Source organism: Chromatiales bacterium (genome assembly GCA_020445605.1).
GTDB lineage: Bacteria > Pseudomonadota > Gammaproteobacteria > JAGRGH01 > JAGRGH01 > JAGRGH01.
Map to the genome: position 1 here is coordinate 21,027 of JAGRGH010000017.1, position 18,192 is coordinate 39,218.

Sequence of the window (18,192 nt, forward strand, 5' to 3'; positions counted from 1 at the left end):
GATGTCAAGAAGATATTTGGTGCTAAATAGGAGACCTACATTGAGAGTTGATTGATTGGAGGTTACTAGGTTCTTTTAGGATGGACACCGGAAATAACGACGGACTTTGAATAGATTTTCGGTTCCTTCCATTACGCCGTGTAAGCCACGATAGCCCATCGTACTGTCACTGGACTAATCGTGAAAATGATCGGGAACACACATTCAATTAGCCCTGTGGTGCTGATTCTGGTTGTTTACGGGTTTCCCCCCGGCATCGCACAAGCAGTTCAGAACGAGGCAGAGAATCCCCATCTCGTCGAGGTGTTCGCCACGTCCGGCTCCGCGATCACCCGCGATGCCGACCTACCCCGGCCTGGTTCCGGCGTCATCGAACTCCAGATCTACGAACTGGATGGCATCCAGCGTGTCGAGGCGAAGCTGTCCCAAGGCCTTACGGCCGATCCCGAGCAATCCAAACGAGTCGTGCTGCAACGATTCCAGCAACTGCATGAGGAAGATCGTGCACAGATGCAACGTGCTGCGATGGGCTTGGCGAAAGCGCTTCAATACGGCGTCGATCGCTATCCAGCGATCGTATTCAATGGTGAGGTCGCGATCTATGGCGTGACCGACATCGGCGAAGCATTGCATCGGTATCAGCAGTGGCAGGCAGGCCGGAAGCAATGAGAGGGCAGCGGTTCCTGTCGCTTGGCCTGGCCGCGTTGCTGTTGATGCCTGTCGCCGGCAGGGCGGGTTCCATCACGACACCGGAGATCGTGGCCAAGACCACGGCCGCGGCATTGTCGTGTATGCAGTGGATGCCCATCGGTACCTGTTTCTGGTTACGCTGTTCCTGGACCGGCTGCAGTGTCAGAACCTCGCTCAAAGTCGGGCATTACAACCCGGATCTGGTGGTCAGCAGCTACAACGAGCTGGGTGGCAACCCCTGGGTGGAGATCCGGGCAACCTTGGGCCTTGCCCAGAAGGCGGCGGCCACCGGGTTGCTCGGGTCACTGCTGCCTGTCCCCATCGACAGCGCCGGCAACCGTACCGAAGGGACATCGGACAACCGCGATCACAAGAACATGATCTTCCGTGAGACGGATGCCATCGGTCATCCGCTCAGTTCGCTCTACGGAATCGTCGCCGGCGTGGGGATGTTATGCCAGACGGAGACAACGTCCTTCGTTCCGTATTTCCAGTCCGGGCTCGATGCGTTGTCCTGGCGTCAGGAGGTGCCGGAGATCTTCTACCCTGCGAGTTTCATCCCGGGGCTGCGTGAGATCGGCACCTGGCCGTTGCAGACCTGGGGTGGCGTGTATCCACGTACCGGCTGGACCACACAAGCGGAGGAACCCAAGGCTGCGGCCATCAACGCGCAGCGCGCAGGTGACATCGTGACCCGTACGGCGCAGCCGCATGTGTACGTTCCGGTTACCGCATCGTCGTCTTCGAGTCAGAGGGTATGGTCTCCCGGTCCGCTGATGGAGAAAGACCACCGCACCGGCACCTGGCAAATGATGGTCCCGCGTACCGAGACGAGCTGTGATGTGTTCGGTACCAATGATCTGGGGACCCTGACCGGCTGGGGCGGCGGTCGGGTCGATAGCGAGGGCGACTATGTCTGGAACCTCTGGCGTCCTTACAAATGTTGTCAGCGGCGCGGCCAGTGGTTCCTATTCGACATCGACTGGATTTCCTATCCACCATGAGGAACAAGCAAGGATACCGAATGGCTACGAAACACCGATCTTCTCGGATCATTGCACGGAACACATGCGCGTCGATACTGATCGCGCTGTCGCTATGGAATAACGCCTACGCCGCCAAGGCGCCGACGGAAGACAGCCTGTGGTACTACGAGATCGGTGGCGCGGAACCGGTGTCGGCGCCGGCCAATCCCTCCGTGGTTTCGGTCACCCTGGGCGGCTCTGCGCAGCTGGGTCTTGGATACAGTTGTGGCAAGTTCGATCCCGTCGCGGCGGTCACCAACACGTTGAACGACATCGGTGCCGGTGTCGACAACATGATGAACGCCATGACCGCGGCGGCGAGCGCCGCCATTGCGGCCCTGCCGGCGCTCATTTTGCAACGAGCCAACCCCGGACTCTACGACATGTTCCAGAACGCATTGTTGCAGGCCGAGGAGACCATGCAACTCGCCACCAAGTCTTGCGAGCAGATGGAAGCCGAGATCGCCAAGGGCAAGAATCCCTATGCCGATCTCATCACCTTGTCAAAGGGCAACGACTGGAAACTCCAGATGGGTGTCGGCGGCAACGACGCCGTGACCGCGAAGACCGCGGTCGAGACATCCAACGGCGACAACGGTGTGCCGTGGATCGGTGGCCAGGCCGGCGGTTCGGGGCAGCCGCTCCTGGAGTTCACCGGCGACATCGTCAAGGCCGGTTACAACATCAATATGAACCGGCCCGTCACCGCGGTGGGACCCGTGCCGCCGGCGTCGGCAACCCGGCTGTCCGAGGTCTGGGCCACACCCGCGGAGGCCAGAGATTGGGTGGTGGACGTGGTGGGCGAAAATATCGTCACCACGTGTGATACCTGTCGCAAGGACAGCATTCCCGGCACCGGTCTGTTGCCGAAGCTCTATCAGGAGGCGAGTGCGGTGACGGTGGAGATCCAGAATCTGGTCAGCGGCGCGACGCCGCCGACCCTAGCGAACCTGGAAAACATTACCGCCCCCGGTGTGGCCATCACGCGCCAGGTCATCGAAGCCATCCGGGAAATGCCGGCCTCCGAGCAGGGCCTGATCATGGGCCGACTGGTTTCGGAGATCAGCACCGCGCGCACGGTGGAGAAGGCCCTGTTCGCCCGGCGATTGCTGCTCACCGGCCGTCAGGTACCGGAGGTTTACGCCACGGAAGTGGCCCGTGAGCATGCCGACACCTCCATCGCCGAGCTGGACAAGGAGATCGAGAACCTGCTGTTCGAGACCCGGGTGCGCAAGGAGGTCGTCTCCGACACTGTGAGCATGTTGCTCCAGCGCGCGGCGGCGCGACGCCAGTCATCTCTGAATACACCGTCGGTGCCCACAATCGATCCACGGCCCTTGAGCAATGGCCGCGTTCCGTAACGGCTTTTCCATGCGCCGCCGCTGGTTCGTGCTGCTGACCCTGTTGGCGTTCGGGCTGGCGTTGGGCATCGGCGTCTTCCTGTGGTACTCGGTGCAGACCTCGTCTGTCGTCGCGATCCAGACCCGGATCGATGTGATGAAGCCGGTCGCCACCGCGATCCGGTTGCTGCTGATCGGTCTCGTCGCGCTGGCATGGCCGGCGATGACTCGAGCGCTTCATCGGTGGGGGTGCATCGATGAGGCCGGGGTAGGGCGCCTGCTATCACAGCGCTGGCGCATCGTCACCTGGCTCGTCGTGATCGAACTGATGCTCGGGCAGAACCTCCTGGGCCGATTCCTGACCTCTCTGCAGGGACCCGCTACATGACCGTCGACAGCTATCTCGAACTGTTCACCACCCTGTTCGGCTGGGCCTTCTACGGCATCCTGTGGGACGTGCTGGTGGGAACGGGCATCGTGTTCCTGCCGTTTCTCGGTATTCTGATCGACAACTGGCGGGAGCCCGCCGAAGGCGGCGAGTTCGGCACGGTCACAGGACTATCACTGCGCCGCATGGAAATCGAGCTATTCATCGCGTTGCTGGTCGTGGTCCTGGCTGGACAGCCCGCCGCGCTGACACCGTTGAACGCCGGGACGCTCAGCTACACCCCGCCGCCGACCCTGATCGATCCCACGCCCGCCACCGCGACGGTTGGCGCACCCCAGAGCACCTATGGTACGACCGGATTCGCCGGTTCACCCGCGACCGTGAATATCCCGGTATGGTGGTACGCGGTGTTGGCCATGACGTCGGGGTTGAACCATGCCGTGATCGAAGGTCTGCCCTCGGCTGCCGACATGCGCACCTACGAGCAGCAGGCCCGACTGGCCACCATCGCGGACCCGCGCTTAAGACAGGAAGCCAGCGACTTCTTCAGTCAGTGCTACATCCCGGCGCGCTCGAAATACCAGGCCGAGCGGCCGGCAACGGCGGCGGTCAACGCCTTGTTGAGCACCTACGGACCGGACGATCCCGACTGGATGGGCTCGCACGTCTACCGCGACACACCCGGCTATTACGACACGCTTCGCCCGTCCATGCAGATCGCGGGCTGGGCCTACATCGGGGCGCGCGATACCGAATACGACCCGACCGCACCGCCCGTATGGGGCAAGCCCTACTGCAAGGAGTGGTGGGAGGACGGCACGATCGGCTTGAGGGAGAAGCTGATCAACGAGGCGGACGCGACCTCCGCCGGATTCTCGGGCCTCGTCGTCTCCGTGGCACCGGCGCTGGCAACCGAGAAGCAGAACGATGCCGTCGCCCGCACTGTACTCACCAACGCTCCACCCGGCTGGTCGAACAACGACCTGGTGGCGAACAACGCCGGCACCACCGGCTGGATCAGTACTGCGGAAAACTGGGTCAAGGGCGGCCTTGCAGCGGGAGGCGTGCTCACTGCATCCGCACTGTTTTCCGTCACTATGACCGCCGTCCTTCAGGCGCTCCCCATGGTGCAGGCAGTCCTTCTGCTCGGCATGTATGCCTTGTTGCCTATGGTTGTGGTGTTGTCGCGCTATTCCATCTCCATGATGGTCATAGGCGCCATGGCCATCTTAACTGTCAAGTTCTGGAGCGTACTTTGGTACCTCGCCATGTGGGTGGACCAAAACCTTATCCAGTCGATGTATCCCGACGTGAACGTTTTCCTGCAGATCTTTGCGAACCCCGGCGAGCATGACATCAAGCGCATGCTGCTCAACATGATTACAACCAGCCTCTACTTGGGGCTGCCGTTGCTGTGGAGCGGGATGATGGCGTGGGCGGGAGTAAATGTTGGACGCAGCATCAACAATGCTGCCGCGCCGCTGGCTCGGCCTGCGGACGACGCGGGTCGCCAGGGCGGGGCGATTGGGAAGGCTGCCGCGAACCGAGGCCTTCGCCGCTAGCAGCAGCTCGGCTAATCCTCGTCGTACCAGCCGTAAGGATCGTTACCGGCGTCCAGACGGCCGGTACGGTGGTTGTACTCGCCAATTAGATCGGTATCCTGGAGTTGACGGTCGTCATGGTCGTTGTCAGGCATAGCAGCCAGTAGTTCTCGTAAGAGACCCAGCATCGCTGCCCCTGCAGCCCATGCTGCTCGGCCCACCCTCTGAAGCATTCTGTTCACTTGCCTGCCCAATTGCGTCTTCTCGTTAGTTACAGTCTTGATCTCTTCAGAATAGGTATAAAGGGCCACATCGGCAACTCTTATCGTCGTTCGGTGGCCACCTGCCAATCCTGCTCCCGCGGAGACCACCATTCCGGATTGGATGGCGTATTTCAACAAAAACATCGTAACCTATTGTTTTACTGTCCTCGTAGTGTATCGCCTGTGACCGTTTATGTTCGCCGGCTAGTTTGCCGGCGAACATTGACATATTTTCCAGACCCGCTATAGTGCCTCACCATGGGCGCGATATCCGATCTGAATTTCGAAGCAGGTATTGCTGGATTAACCGGCAGCCAGGCCATGGTCTGGGGGTTCCGTTCGGGTGATCGGGGCACCCATACCAGTCGCACGATCATGATCGACGAGCTGTCGCATCTCCTGGATGCGGCCCCCGGCGAAGTAAGCCGCGAGGACTACGCGGATGCCGTCATGGAGCACAACTGCCTGGGCAAGCGGACAGCGGCGACTCGCAAGCTTTCGCTGCAACGCTTAACCGAGCTCTACGGCCTCGACAATCAGCTGATCTTGTATCGGGTGCTGCGAGACCTATGGGGTCGACACGAAGGCAGTCGCCCGCTTCTGGCAATGTTGCTGGCTCTGGCTAGAGACCCGCTCCTGCGGGCAACCGCGACAGCTGTTATTCGCACGCCCTACGGCCATGAATTCGCTCGGCAGTCCATGAAGGACGCCCTCTCCGAAGCGGTCGGCGAGCGCCTGAACGACGCGACTCTCGACAAAGTTGTGCGCAACGCGTCGTCCTCGTGGACTCAATCCGGCCACTTTCGTGGCAGAGGGCGAAAGACCAGGCAGAAAGTGGATGCGACACCGGCTGCAACCACCTACGCATTGCTACTCGGGTTCGCCGTGGGCCGTCGCGGCCGACTGCTGTTCGAAACGCCTTGGGCCGCGATACTGGATGCCGGCCCCGATGACCTTATTGATGTGGCCGTCGACGCCAAGCGGCTGGGCCTGCTCGATCTCAAACAATCCGGATCGATGATCGATGTGTCGTTTCCGGCGCTGTTCACTGAAAAGGAACGGGAGTTGATTCATGGGTCGCATCGACAGGCTGGCTGAGCGCTACAAGAGCTATATCGCTTTGCCGTGGCAGAAGGATCTGGCCGGTGCCCAGCGTGCGATCTTCATCGTTTACGACAAAGCGGACGAACGCCGCCTGCGGGCGCGAAAAGATCTATTCGCGCTTGCAACAGCGGAAGCAGGGCACACCTGGCACGAGTGTGATTTAACCAGGGTTTTCGCACAGTGGATGGCCGATACCGAGTACCGAGACAGCTATTTCGAGTCACCCGAGGATCTGGAACTGAAGTTGGAGGACGATTTTCTCGGGCACGTGGCGGGGCGTGTCAGAGAAGCGCTCACGGCCCCTGAAGCCGATGAGAATTCGGTCGTCGGCGTGTACGGCATTGCTTCGTTGTTCGGTTTCGTCCGCGTGTCAGAACTCATGAAGGAGATCGAGCGGGATATCAGAGGTCGCGTGGTGGTGTTTTTCCCCGGCGAATACGAGAACAGCAACTACCGGTTGTTGGATGCACGGGATGGGTGGAACTACCTCGCAGTCCCGATCACCTTGCACGAAGATCGAGGAGTGTACGAGGTATGAAAAACCGCGATATCTACCAAAGGGACCCCGGCAAGATCACCTTGCTGAATAATGGCGTCGCAACTATGACCGACGCCCTGACCGACGACGAGCGTCGTACGTTGCGCTTCGAGCTCGAGCATTTCGTCTGCGAAGGGGAATATCAGCGCGGTCTCGTACGCATTCTCGACTCCTACGTCAGCAACCAGGGCCAGCCCGAGCAACCGGCGGCCTGGGTGAGCGGGTTTTTCGGTAGCGGTAAATCGCATTTGGCGAAGATGCTCCGCTTTCTGTGGACGGACTACACCTTCCCGGATGATGGCGCGAGCGCTCGCGGTCTTGCGCGGCTGCCCAACGATGTGCAGGACCTGCTGAAGGAGATCACGACCCTCGGCAAGCGTGCTCATGGGCTTCATGCGGCGGCGGGGACGCTCGGCGCCGGGGCCGGCGACAGCGTTCGACTCGCGTTGCTCGGCATCGTTTTCAAATCCGCGGAGTTGCCCGAGAGTTACCCTCAGGCGCGCTTCAGCCTGTGGCTCAGGAAGAACGATATCTACGATCAGGTTTGCGCCGCCGTGGAGGCGCAAGGGCGCGACTTTCGCCGCGAGCTGAACGACATGTATGTCAGCCCGCTCATCGCCAAAGCACTGCTCGCCGCTGACCCCAATTTCGCTGGCAGCGAGAAGGATGCCAGGGCTGCGCTCCGCGCACAGTTTCCGAAGCCGAAGGACATTACCACCGACGAATTCACTACCGCGCTACAGGACGCCCTCGCCCCCGAAGGCGAAATGCCGTGCACGGTCATCATCCTCGACGAGGTGCAGCAGTACATCGGTGATGACACAAGCCGATCTTACGTAGTGCAGGAAGTCGTGGAGGCCTGCAGCAAACGGTTCGGTGACCGCTTGCTGTTCCTGGGCACCGGGCAGACGGCGCTCTCGGGTACGCCAGCACTGCAACGACTGCAGGGCCGGTTCACAGTCAACGTTGAACTCTCCGACACCGATGTCGAAACGGTCACACGTCGAGTCGTATTGGCGAAACGCCCGGATCGCGTCAACGATGTCAAAGCGACTCTGGATGGTAACGCCGGCGAACTCGATCGGCACCTGGTTGGTACCAAGATCGGTCCTCGCAGCGAGGACAAGTCGGTCCTTGTCGAGGACTATCCGCTACTCCCCGTACGACGCCGCTTCTGGGAGCACGCCTTGCGCGCGGTCGATCGCGCGGGTACTGCGGGGCAGCTTCGTACGCAGCTGCGCATCGTCTACGACGCGATCCGACGCACGGCCGACGACCCTGTCGGTACGGTTGTGCCTGCCGACTTCCTGTTCGAGGAAATTTCCGCCAACCTGCTCCAGTCCGGCGTGTTGTTACGCGAGGTCAACGAGACGATCGCCGAGCAGGACGATGGCACCCCGGATGGAAGCCTGAAGTCGCGGCTATGTGCCTTGGTCTTCCTCATCCGCAAGCTGCCCCGCGAGGCGGGTGTCGACATCGGAGTTCGGGGCACAACGGACACCTTGGCGGATTTGCTGGTCAAGGATCTGGCAAAGGACGGCGCTGCCCTGCGCAGTCAGCTACCGAAATTGCTGGACGAGCTCGTCGCCGCCGGCACGTTGATGAAGCTCGACGACGAGTACAGCCTGCAGACGCGGGAGAGCAGCGAATGGGAAGCGGAATTCCGCAACCGGCAGACCAAGCTCGTCAACGATCCCGCGCGGATGAGCAGCAAGCGTGCTCAGCTCCTGGGTGCTGCGGTTCAGAATGCCATCGGCTCAGTGAAATTGCTGCATGGCAAGTGCAAGGAACCGAGAAAGCTGGCGTTGCACTTCGGCGCGGAACCACCGCAGGGCACCACCCACGAGATACCCGTCTGGATTCGCGATGGCTGGGGTGCGGATGAGAAAAGCGTCATTGCAGATGCGCGTGCTGCAGGTCCCGATAGCCCGATCATCCACGTATTCGTACCGAAATCGCGTGCCGACGCACTGGCCAGGGTGATCGCCGCCCAGAGCGCGGCAAAGGATACGTTGGAATACAAAGGTGTGCCGTCGAGCCCCGAGGGGATCGAGGCCCGGCAAGGTATGGAGACCCGATTGACCGAGGCGGGTAACAACCTGCGGAGCTTGGTCGCTGAAGTCATCGATGGCGCGAAAGTCTACCAGGGCGGCGGCAGCGAGAGGCTCGAGGCCTCCTTGCTGGACAAGGTCAAGGAAGCCGCAAATGCTTCTTTGGATCGCCTCTTTTACGACTTCAAGGATGCCGATGATCACCGCTGGCCCAAGGTGATCGAGCGCGCCCGAAAAGGTACTGAACACCCACTGGAAGCGTTGGATTACAGCGGCAAGACCGAAGATCATCCGGTCTGCTCCGCGGTGCTGTCTTTCGTCGGTTCCGGGAAGAAGGGTAAGGACGTGCGCACGCACTTTTCCGATCCGCCCTACGGTTGGTCACGCGATGCCGTCGATGCCGCGCTCATTAGCTTGTTTGGCACCGGGCATTTGCGGGCGACCACCAATGGAACGCCACTCAAGCCCGGGCAGCTCGATCAGGCGAAGGTCTCGAGCACCGACTTCCGGGTGGAGAGTGCAACCATCGACACCCGCCAGCGTCTCAAGGTGCGCAAGCTGTTGCAGACGGCCGCAGTCGCCTGCAAACCAAACGAAGAAGCCGTCGCCGCTGGAGATTTCCTGAACAAGCTGAGCGAGCTTGCGCGTGGCGCCGGCGGAGAAGCGCCGCTCCCCGAGCGCCCCGAAACCAGCCACCTGTTGGACCTCCAGTCACTTGCCGGCAACGAACAGCTGGTCGGCATTCTGAACCGACACGATGAGCTCCTGAAGAACATCGAAGACTGGACCAAGGCGCGCGACCTGGCCGAGAAGCGCCTGCCCGCGTACAAGCGACTGCAGTCTCTGGCCCGCCATGCTGAGGGGCTGGACGCGGCGACAGAAGCGCAGCCGCAGATCGAGGCGATCGCCGCCAACCGCAGCCTGCTTGATGCGGCAGATCCGGTGCCCGACCTCGCGAAGGCACTGGCGGATGCGCTGCGCGCCGCACTGGCGTCGGCGGAGAAGCTTTACTCCGAAACCTACGACTCGGAATTGGTGCGCCTGGAGGCCGCCGAGAGCTGGCAGAAGATCGATCAATCTGATCGCGACCGAATTCTTAACGGATTACATATCGCCAAGGTCACAAAAGGTGCTACCGGCACCGAGCAGGAGGTGCTCGAATCCGTCGAACGTATCTCCCCCGACGCCTGGAGGACCCGTACAGCGGCATTGCCACAGCTCTTCGCGGACGCACGCATCCAGGCCGACAAACTGATCGAGCCGAAGACCCACCACGTCAAGCTGGGAAGTGCGACGCTGCGGACGCCAGAAGAGGTCAAGGCCTGGGCTGCGAAGACCGAACAGGAGCTGCTCGAGCAGCTCAAACAAGGCCCTATCGTGGTGTCGTAGGGGCTGACATGAAGACACTCTCGACAGAATTCCGCAGGCAGCTCGAGCGAACGGTAGTTGAAGCCCGTGATGTCGCCGAGGCCGGTGCGCGCGTTGCGCTCGAGGCGCTTGCAGTACAGCACCACGAGCCGTACGGCCATATGGGCTCGGAGCAACGCACTCTGCGCCGGCGCTTGCGAGCGCATGCCCGCCAGCTTGGTGATCGCCCCGATGCGCGCTCGGGCGGACACGGAATCGATCATCTGGTGCATGAGTGCGCTTACGAGCACTGGCACGGCATGTTGTTTGCCCGCTTCCTTGCTGAGAATCACCTGCTGATCGAGCCCGAGATGGGCGTCGCCATAACCCTGAATGAATGTGAGGAGTTGGCTAAGGAGGGGGGTATCGACAAGTGGGTGCTGGCGGCACGCTTCGCGCACCGGATGTTACCGCAGGTATTTAGGCCAGATCATCCGGTCTTCGAGGTGCAGTTAGCGCGAGAACACCGCCTGAAGCTCGAAGGCTTGGTCGAGGGGCTGCCGGCAGATGTGTTCGCGGCTACCGATGCGCTCGGCTGGGTTTACCAGTTCTGGCAGACGAAGAAGAAGGGCGAAGTCAATGCCGCTGGCAACAAGATCGGCGCGGATGAACTGCCGTCCGTCACCCAACTCTTCACCGAAGATTACATGGTGGACTTCCTCCTGGACAATACGCTGGGCGCGTGGCACGCCGGCAAAGTCCTCGCCGCAGATCCCAAGCTGGCCCAAAACGCTAAGAGGGAAGACGAGCTCCGTCAGGCCGTCGCGCTGCCGGACTGTCCATGGAACTACCTCCGCTTCATCCAGCGCACGGACGGCCAGTGGACACCCGCCGCCGGCACGTTCGGCGGATGGCCGAACTCTGCTAAGGAACTCAAATGCCTCGACCCGTGCATGGGCAGCGGTCATTTTGTAGTGGCGATGTTCGAGCGGCTGGTGGCCTTGCGCCTGGCCGAGGAAAAGCTGGACGAAGCAGCGGCGGTGGCGGCGGTCATTCGCGACAACCTGTTCGGCTTGGAGATCGACCCGCGGTGCACGCAGATTGGCGCGTTCAACCTGGCGCTGGCCGCGTGGCGGCGCGTGGGCCATCGCCCGCTGCCTGCGATGAACCTGGCCTGCTCCGGCCTCGCGCCGAACACCCGCGAAGCCGACTGGCTGGCGATTGCCGGCGATGATGAGAAACTCCAACGCGGCATGGAGCGGCTTTACCGGCTGTTCCAAAAGGCGTCGGTGCTGGGCAGCCTCATCAACCCGCGCGCCGGCGAGGGTGACTTGCTGGAGGCCGCGTTCCATGAACTCCAGCCGCTGCTGGAAAAGGCGCTGGCGCAGGAGATCAAGGGCGACAGCGCGTATGAAATGGCCGTGACGGCGCGCGGTCTGGCCAAGGCGGCGGAAATTCTCGCCAGCCAGTTTACGCTTGTCGCGACGAACGTGCCTTACCTTGGACGTGGAAAGCAGAATGAAGTACTTCAAGATTATTGCGAACGTTTCCACCCTGTAGCCAAGGCTGACCTTGCAACGTGTTTTGTTGAGCGTTGTTTGGCCTTCTGCGCTTACGGTGCAACCATTTCGCTCGTCACCCCGCAAAACTGGCTCTCGCTCAAGACCTACAGCGAGCTTCGGATTGGGATGCTGGAACAATCTCAGTGGAATATCGTGGCACGATTGGGAGCAAAGGGGTTTCAGACGCCAATGTGGGATTTCAATGTTCAACTCGGCATAATCTCTCGAACGATTCCAAGCAAAACGCATTTGCTAGCCGGAGTCGATGTGTCACCTGCAAAACAGCCTACAGTTAAGGCCGATCAACTGTGCAGTGGCAAACTGTGGCGAGGCGATCAGGACGCGCAGTTGAGTAACCCAGATGCAAGAATTACGTTTTTAAATTCCTCGCATCGTTCCCGACTTGGAGATTACGCAACCACTTGGCAGGGGTTTGTGACTGGTGACACCAAACGGTTCACCCTTTGCTTCTGGGAAGTAGCTGATCGCGGTGTTTCATGGGAATGGTTTGTTTCCACGCCGGAGATAACCGGAGATTTTGTGGGACGCTCACTGATCTTACGCTGGGAACACGGCAAAGGAGCGTTGCACATGCAGAGCACCGCTCACAACTTTCCTCCACCGACGGCACTAGGTAAAGCCGGTGTACTTCTGTCGCAGTTTGGAACTGTCCGCGCCACTCAGTTCCTTGGGGAGATTTTCAACGACCTCAGCGTTCCCCTGATCCCAAAAAAGCCTGAAGATCTTCCGGCATTATTTGCATTGTGCATGGACCCCGAATTCAACGAAAGCGTTCGGACACAGACACAAAGTCTTCAAGTCCGAGTGGGTTACTTTCTTGGAGTCCCCCTCGACCTGGCGCACTGGCACAAGGTGGCGGCGGAGAAATATCCGCACGGATTGCCGAAGCCGTTTTCCAGCGACCCGACGCAATGGCTGTTCAACGGTAATCCTGCTGGTGCAGACCAGCCGTTGCAAGTCTCCGTGGCGCGGTTGCTTGGCTACCGGTGGCCGCGCCAGACCGGTTCGAGTTTTCCCGATTGCCCGACGCTCGGCCCGGATGGTCTGGAAAAGCTAGCGGATGACGACGGTATCGTTTGTATTCCCGCCGTTCGCGGCGAGCGGCCGGCGCACGAACGACTGCTACAACTGCTGCACACCGCCTACGGGGATTGGAACGACGGCATCCTGACCAGGCTGCTCGCCGAATCAGGCAGTTCAAATCTCGATGACTGGCTGCGTAACGGATTCTTCGAACAGCACTGCAAGCTGTTCCACCACCGCCCCTTCATCTGGCACATCTGGGACAGCCGCAAGGGCGATGGATTCCATGCCCTAGTCAACTACCATAAGCTGGCCGAAGGTAACGGAAAGGGCCGGCGCCTGCTGGAATCCCTCACCTACAGTTATCTCGGCGACTGGATCGGTCGCCAGCAGGATGGTGTGAAGCGCGGCGAAGGCGGCGCCGAAGACCGGCTGGCCGCCGCGCTGGAACTGCAAAAGCGCCTCGTCGCCATCCTCGAAGGCGAACCGCCCTTCGACCTCTTCGTCCGCTGGAAACCGATTGAAGATCAGGCTATCGGCTGGGAGCCTGATATCAACGACGGTGTCCGGCTCAATATCCGCCCCTTCATGGCCCAGGACATCGTCGGTGGCAAGAAAGGCGCCGGCATCTTGCGCGCCAAGCCGAATATCCATTGGAAGAAAGACCGCGGCAAAGAGCCTGTTCGCGAGCAGTCCCAACACCCCTGGTTTTGGCAAAACGGCAAGTTCACCGGGGAGCGGGTCAACGACGTTCACCTCACTCTTGCCGAAAAGCGCGCGGCTAGAGAGGCGGCGCGCGCCGGCGGCAACAAGTACGGCTCCGCCAAATGACGGCCATGGATATTTCCGGCAACGCAGTCATAGAGGCGCTCGTTGGCTCCCTGGCGGCGGCGGCGAAGTACAACCCGAACGATGTCGTGCATCCGTACGCCGTTTTGTGGACGGACCACGACGCACAGTGGAAACCGATCATTCCGCAGCTCCGCCGGCTGCTGCCGCAGCTCCTCACGCTCGGGGAATACCAACCTGACCAGCGAATAGGGCCGGCGATTTGGCTTCGAAGTGTCGTAGACCGGGGACTGCCTGAGATTGAACTGCCGGACGGGGTAACACCGATCGTCTACCTCCCCGGGGTGAGCCGGCAGGAGCTCCGGGCGGTCCAGGAATGCCCGGACAGTCTTAAGCCGCTGGTGGAGCTGCAGTACCGCGGAGTCTGCTGGACCCAGAAGAACGGCAAGGACTGGACGGTCGAGGCCTTTCTGGTTTCCGAAGAAGGTGGGCTTGGTCTAGACGTCGCGCGCGATGCGACCACCCGACGGGCCATTCTCGGTGCCCTGGCGGAATTGGCCACGACCTCGGTCGATCGGTTGAAGGGTAAGCATCTCGAGGCGGAGGATTTCGACAAGCTCTTTTCGGACGATCCGGCCAAGGATCTGTTGCTATGGCTGAGTGAGCCCGAGGCGGTGAAGTCGGGTTGGAACAGCGGTCGGTGGAGCGCGTTTAAGTCCCGGTGCAAGGCGGATTTCTCGTTCGATCCGGACAAAGACGGTGAGCTGGTCGGCGCAGATCTGCTCGGCAGGCGGGAAGGCCCGTGGGCTGCGGTGTGGGAGCGATTCACCGAGTCGCCGGTGCTCTATCCAGGCGTTCCGGAGCTACTCAGTAAAGCGATGCCAAGCGAGTTGTTCGTGGAGCCTTCCTCCTGGCCCCAAAACAACGAGAAGGAAGAGGCGGCACTGCGGCAAGCGCTGCTTGCGTTGGAGAAATCCACGCCCACCAAAGCGCGTGAACAGGTCCTCGAACTCGAAAAGTCGCACGGACCGAGACGGGGGTGGGTCTGGGCGAAGCTGGGCCAGGCGCCGCTCGCCAATGCGCTCGGCCACTTGGCCGAGCTTGCGGAACGTGCGGCGACCAAACTTGGCGGCGCATCGACTGGCGAGATGGCGAAGCTGTATGTCGACACGGCCTGGGAGGTTGACACCGCCGCGCTGTCTGCAATGGCCGCGGTGAAGTCATCCGGCGATGCCCAGGCCGTGGGCAAGGCGTTGAACGCTGTCTACCGGCCCTGGCTGGAGTCGGCGGCTGAGCATCTGCAGGCTCTGGCCGAGAAAGAGCCCCTTCCGGGGCACGATGGGCAAGGGCTGGAAGATCTTCTGGTTGAATCCGGCGGCCTGGTACTCTTCGCCGATGGCCTCCGTTTCGACGTCTCACAACGCCTGGTCGAACGCATGCGCACGAAGGGTTGGTCCGTGACGCTGTCGACCCGGTGGGCGGGCCTGCCGACGGTGACCGCGACCGCCAAGCCAGCAGTCTCACCGGTCACAAAGGGCATCAAGGGTATGTCAATCGGGGAGGATTTTCTTCCTGCGACGGCAGATGCCGAGCAGCCGCTGACCACGGACCGGTTCCGAAAACTTCTGACCACTGCCGGCTACCAGTACATAGGCGCCGACGAATCGGGCGATTCCTCTGGCCGCGGCTGGACCGAGAATGGCGAGCTCGACAAGTTGGGCCACTCCCTACAGGGCAAGCTCGCCGGCCGAATCGAAGAACAGGTCGATTTGCTGCTTGAGCGTATCGAGTTTCTGCTCGACGCCGGTTGGCGCGAGATCCGAGTGGTAACGGACCACGGTTGGCTCTGGCTCCCCGGTGGGTTACCAAAGGTCGATTTGCCGAAGTACCTGACTGCAAGCCGCTGGGCTCGATGCGCTGCGATCAAGGGTGGATCGACGGTTGAGGTTCCGACCGTCCGGTGGCATTGGAATGCCCACGAGCGGGTTGCAGTGGCACCGGGGATTGCCTGCTTTGGCGCAGGCAATGAATACGCACACGGCGGGATGAGCCTGCAGGAGAGTCTGGTTCCGGTGATTCGGGTGACGGCCGGCGAAGCCGCTGCTAAGGCAGCCGCGAAGATTGAAGAGGTCTCCTGGGTCGGATTGCGTTGCCGCGTTCAGGTCGAGGCCGCTCAGGCTGGCTTGTCCGTGGACTTGCGGTCGAAGGTCAATGATCCGAGTTCGAGTGTTAGCAAGGTGCGACCGGTGGACGCCAAAGGAGCGGCCAGCCTTTTGGTTGCTGACGACGAGCTTGAGGGCACGCCGGCAGTGGTAGTGGTGCTGGATGTCAGCGGCCACGTGATAACGAAACAACCCACCATCATCGGGGGTGACGATTGAAAGTAGAACTCGACCAACTCGACCGTCTGGCAGCGACGGCGTTTGAAGGCTACCTGGTTCGCAAGGACCTGGTACGCAAGTACAGCCGTCAGTATCCGGTCCCGACGTACGTGGTCGAGTTTCTCCTCGGTCGCTACTGCGCTAGCACGGACGAACAGGAAATTGAGGAAGGGCTTACGATCGTCGAGCGCCAGCTGTCGGACCGCACGGTCAGGACGGGTGAAGAGGAGCTGTTCAAGGCGCGGGCTCGCGACCAAGGTTCAATCAAGCTGATCGATATCGTCAGAGCAAAGCTTGATGCAAAGACGGACTCGTTCGTAGCGGAACTGCCGAGTCTCGCGATCAAGGATGTCCGTATCGAAGACAGCCTCGTCAAACAGCATGAGCGCATGCTCACCGATGGCTTCTATGCGGAAGTCACGTTGAGCTACGACGCTGCAATCGCTCAGGAGAAGGGTGGCCGTCCTTTCGCGATCGACAGTCTGCGTGCTATCCAGCTTTCCAAGGCAGATGTGCTGGATACGCTCAAACGCGGCCGCCACGATTTCACGACTGAGGAATGGAAACGCGTTCTGCTGCGTAGCGTGGGCCTGGAGCCGTCCGCACTGTCGGAGCGTGCACGATTGGTCGCGCTTGTCAGGATGGTGCCGTTCGTGGAACGCAACTACAACATGGTCGAGCTGGGCCCACGCGGGACGGGCAAGAGCCACCTTTACCAGCAGATATCCCCATACGCACATCTGATCTCCGGTGGTAAGGCTACAGTGGCGAAGATGTTCGTCAACAATGCCAACGGGCAGCGTGGCTTGGTGTGCCAATACGACGTCGTATGCTTCGACGAAATCTCCGGTGTGTCGTTTGATCAGAAAGACGGCGTAAACATCCTCAAGGGTTACATGGAGTCCGGCGAGTTTTCACGTGGTAAGGAAAGCATCCGTGCCGAGGGCGGCATCGTGATGGTTGGAAACCTTGATGTCGAAGTCGAGCATCAGCAACGGGTCGGTCACCTGCTGAGCCCATTGCCTCCAGAGATGCGAGACGATACCGCTTTTATGGATCGCATCCACGCGTACGCGCCCGGGTGGGATTTTCCGAAGCTAAACCCGAACGAACACTTTACAGATCACTTCGGCTTGGTCAGTGACTTCCTGTCCGAGTGCTGGAGCCGGTTACGCACCGGAAGTCGAATCCCGGTGCTTCAGGGGCGAGTGAATTACGGTGGGGCGCTAAGTGGACGAGACATCACGGCCGTCAACAAGACAGTGAGCGGCCTGCTCAAGCTGATTTACCCGGACCCCGAGATGACGGTTCCAGACGAGGAACTGGAGGAAATGGTTCGCGTCGCCCTCGAAGTCCGCCGACGGGTGAAGGAGCAACAGAAGCGAGTATTCAAGAGTGAATTCCGCAATACACACTTCAGCTACGCGATGGGCGAAGACGGTGTCGAGAAGTTCGTATCGACGCCGGAGCTGCATAGCGACGAAGCGATCGAACTCGACCCATTACCTCCGGGCCAGGTGTGGGGCATCAGCCCGGGCGGACCCGAGACGGGTGCCAGTCTGTACCGCCTCGAAGTGACGGTTGGCAAGGGAAGTGGCGTCAAGATCCTGAACGCACCAGTACCGCCCGCGTTCCGGGAAAGCGTCAGGTACGCCGAGCAGAATCTTTATACCAGGGCAAAGCAACTGGTCGGCGATCGAGACCCGCGCTCTCACGAGTTTTCCTTACAGCTGCGTGCTATGGACAACGACCGCAGCGGAACCGCCCTCGGCCTACCGGCTCTGATGGCCCTTTGCAGCGGCCTGCTTGAGAAAAGTACCAAGGGGGGACTGATTGTTGTCGGAGCGCTCAACCTCGGCGGCTCAATAGAACCGCTGGCGAATGCTGTCGGTATTATCGAGGTCGCCGTTGAGAAAGGCGCTGATACTGTGCTGATGCCCGTGTCGGCACGGAAGCAGCTATTCGAGTTGTCAGACGATATGGCAACGCGGATCAATATCCAGTTTTACTCGGATACGCCAGATGCTCTGCTTAAAGCGTTGCTAGAGTGACCTTCAAGGCCGACATTGAAGCGCTTGAGAACTGGGTGGCCACGATTCGCAGACGCCGCAATAAGAGCAAAAGCCGCA

The 18,192-nt window shown here is 60.7% G+C and carries 12 protein-coding genes; 11 read left to right on the top strand and 1 reads right to left on the bottom strand.

The features are described 5' to 3' along the window. The first annotated feature begins 180 nt into the window (after positions 1 to 180). From KDG50_02840 to KDG50_02860, 5 genes are read left to right on the top strand one after another with little or no spacing between them, the layout of a single operon-like run. Positions 181 to 669 (top strand): TIGR03757 family integrating conjugative element protein, encoded by a 489-nt coding sequence (locus tag KDG50_02840; GenBank protein MCB1864338.1) that lies wholly within the window; start codon positions 181 to 183, stop codon positions 667 to 669. Next, entirely contained in the window at positions 666 to 1,694 is a 1,029-nt protein-coding gene (locus tag KDG50_02845; GenBank protein ID MCB1864339.1) for a TIGR03756 family integrating conjugative element protein, read from the top strand. Before KDG50_02840 ends, KDG50_02845 begins: the two co-directional genes overlap by 4 nt. Before the next feature lie 20 nt (positions 1,695 to 1,714). Beyond that, positions 1,715 to 3,076, top strand: coding sequence for an integrating conjugative element protein (locus tag KDG50_02850; GenBank protein MCB1864340.1), 1,362 nt, complete (start codon positions 1,715 to 1,717; stop codon positions 3,074 to 3,076). Next, a complete protein-coding gene (locus KDG50_02855; protein MCB1864341.1) occupies positions 3,060 to 3,443 on the top strand; it encodes a hypothetical protein in 384 nt (127 codons plus the stop codon). The genes KDG50_02850 and KDG50_02855 overlap by 17 nt, the downstream gene beginning before the upstream one ends. Next, entirely contained in the window at positions 3,440 to 5,005 is a 1,566-nt protein-coding gene (locus KDG50_02860) for a conjugal transfer protein TraG N-terminal domain-containing protein (protein MCB1864342.1), read from the top strand. Before KDG50_02855 ends, KDG50_02860 begins: the two co-directional genes overlap by 4 nt. 11 nt (positions 5,006 to 5,016) lie before the next feature. On the opposite strand, the gene KDG50_02865 is transcribed toward KDG50_02860, so the two are convergent. Then, complete coding sequence (locus KDG50_02865; GenBank protein ID MCB1864343.1) at positions 5,017 to 5,382, bottom strand: hypothetical protein; 366 nt, start codon at positions 5,380 to 5,382, stop codon at positions 5,017 to 5,019. Positions 5,383 to 5,505: 123 nt separating this feature from the next. On the opposite strand from KDG50_02865, the gene KDG50_02870 reads away from it, so the two are divergent. Genes KDG50_02870 through brxL form a run of 6 tightly spaced genes read left to right on the top strand, consistent with a single transcriptional unit; the run spans position 5,506 to position 18,114 of the window. Then, positions 5,506 to 6,345, top strand: coding sequence for a hypothetical protein (locus KDG50_02870; GenBank protein ID MCB1864344.1), 840 nt, complete (start codon positions 5,506 to 5,508; stop codon positions 6,343 to 6,345). Next, positions 6,320 to 6,889 (top strand): DUF1788 domain-containing protein, encoded by a 570-nt coding sequence (locus KDG50_02875; GenBank protein ID MCB1864345.1) that lies wholly within the window; start codon positions 6,320 to 6,322, stop codon positions 6,887 to 6,889. The genes KDG50_02870 and KDG50_02875 overlap by 26 nt, the downstream gene beginning before the upstream one ends. Continuing rightward, entirely contained in the window at positions 6,886 to 10,329 is a 3,444-nt protein-coding gene (gene brxC / locus KDG50_02880) for a BREX system P-loop protein BrxC (protein ID MCB1864346.1), read from the top strand. The genes KDG50_02875 and brxC overlap by 4 nt, the downstream gene beginning before the upstream one ends. Before the next feature lie 8 nt (positions 10,330 to 10,337). Then, entirely contained in the window at positions 10,338 to 13,724 is a 3,387-nt protein-coding gene (locus KDG50_02885; protein MCB1864347.1) for an SAM-dependent DNA methyltransferase, read from the top strand. Continuing rightward, entirely contained in the window at positions 13,721 to 16,063 is a 2,343-nt protein-coding gene (gene pglZ / locus KDG50_02890) for a BREX-1 system phosphatase PglZ type B (protein MCB1864348.1), read from the top strand. The genes KDG50_02885 and pglZ overlap by 4 nt, the downstream gene beginning before the upstream one ends. Beyond that, positions 16,060 to 18,114, top strand: coding sequence for a protease Lon-related BREX system protein BrxL (brxL, locus tag KDG50_02895; GenBank protein MCB1864349.1), 2,055 nt, complete (start codon positions 16,060 to 16,062; stop codon positions 18,112 to 18,114). The genes pglZ and brxL overlap by 4 nt, the downstream gene beginning before the upstream one ends. Positions 18,115 to 18,192 lie beyond the last annotated feature (78 nt).

Excerpts from the sequence above, each read along its gene's own strand:
- KDG50_02845 (MCB1864339.1), top strand. The coding sequence starts at position 666 with ATGAGAGGGCAGCGGTTCCTGTCGCTTGGCCTGGCCGCGTTGCTGTTG.
- KDG50_02850 (MCB1864340.1), top strand. The coding sequence starts at position 1,715 with ATGGCTACGAAACACCGATCTTCTCGGATCATTGCACGGAACACATGC.
- KDG50_02855 (MCB1864341.1), top strand. The coding sequence starts at position 3,060 with ATGGCCGCGTTCCGTAACGGCTTTTCCATGCGCCGCCGCTGGTTCGTG.
- pglZ (MCB1864348.1), top strand. The coding sequence starts at position 13,721 with ATGACGGCCATGGATATTTCCGGCAACGCAGTCATAGAGGCGCTCGTT.
- KDG50_02870 (MCB1864344.1), top strand. The coding sequence starts at position 5,506 with ATGGGCGCGATATCCGATCTGAATTTCGAAGCAGGTATTGCTGGATTA.
- brxC (MCB1864346.1), top strand. The coding sequence starts at position 6,886 with ATGAAAAACCGCGATATCTACCAAAGGGACCCCGGCAAGATCACCTTG.
- KDG50_02860 (MCB1864342.1), top strand. The coding sequence starts at position 3,440 with ATGACCGTCGACAGCTATCTCGAACTGTTCACCACCCTGTTCGGCTGG.
- KDG50_02875 (MCB1864345.1), top strand. The coding sequence starts at position 6,320 with ATGGGTCGCATCGACAGGCTGGCTGAGCGCTACAAGAGCTATATCGCT.
- KDG50_02885 (MCB1864347.1), top strand. The coding sequence starts at position 10,338 with ATGAAGACACTCTCGACAGAATTCCGCAGGCAGCTCGAGCGAACGGTA.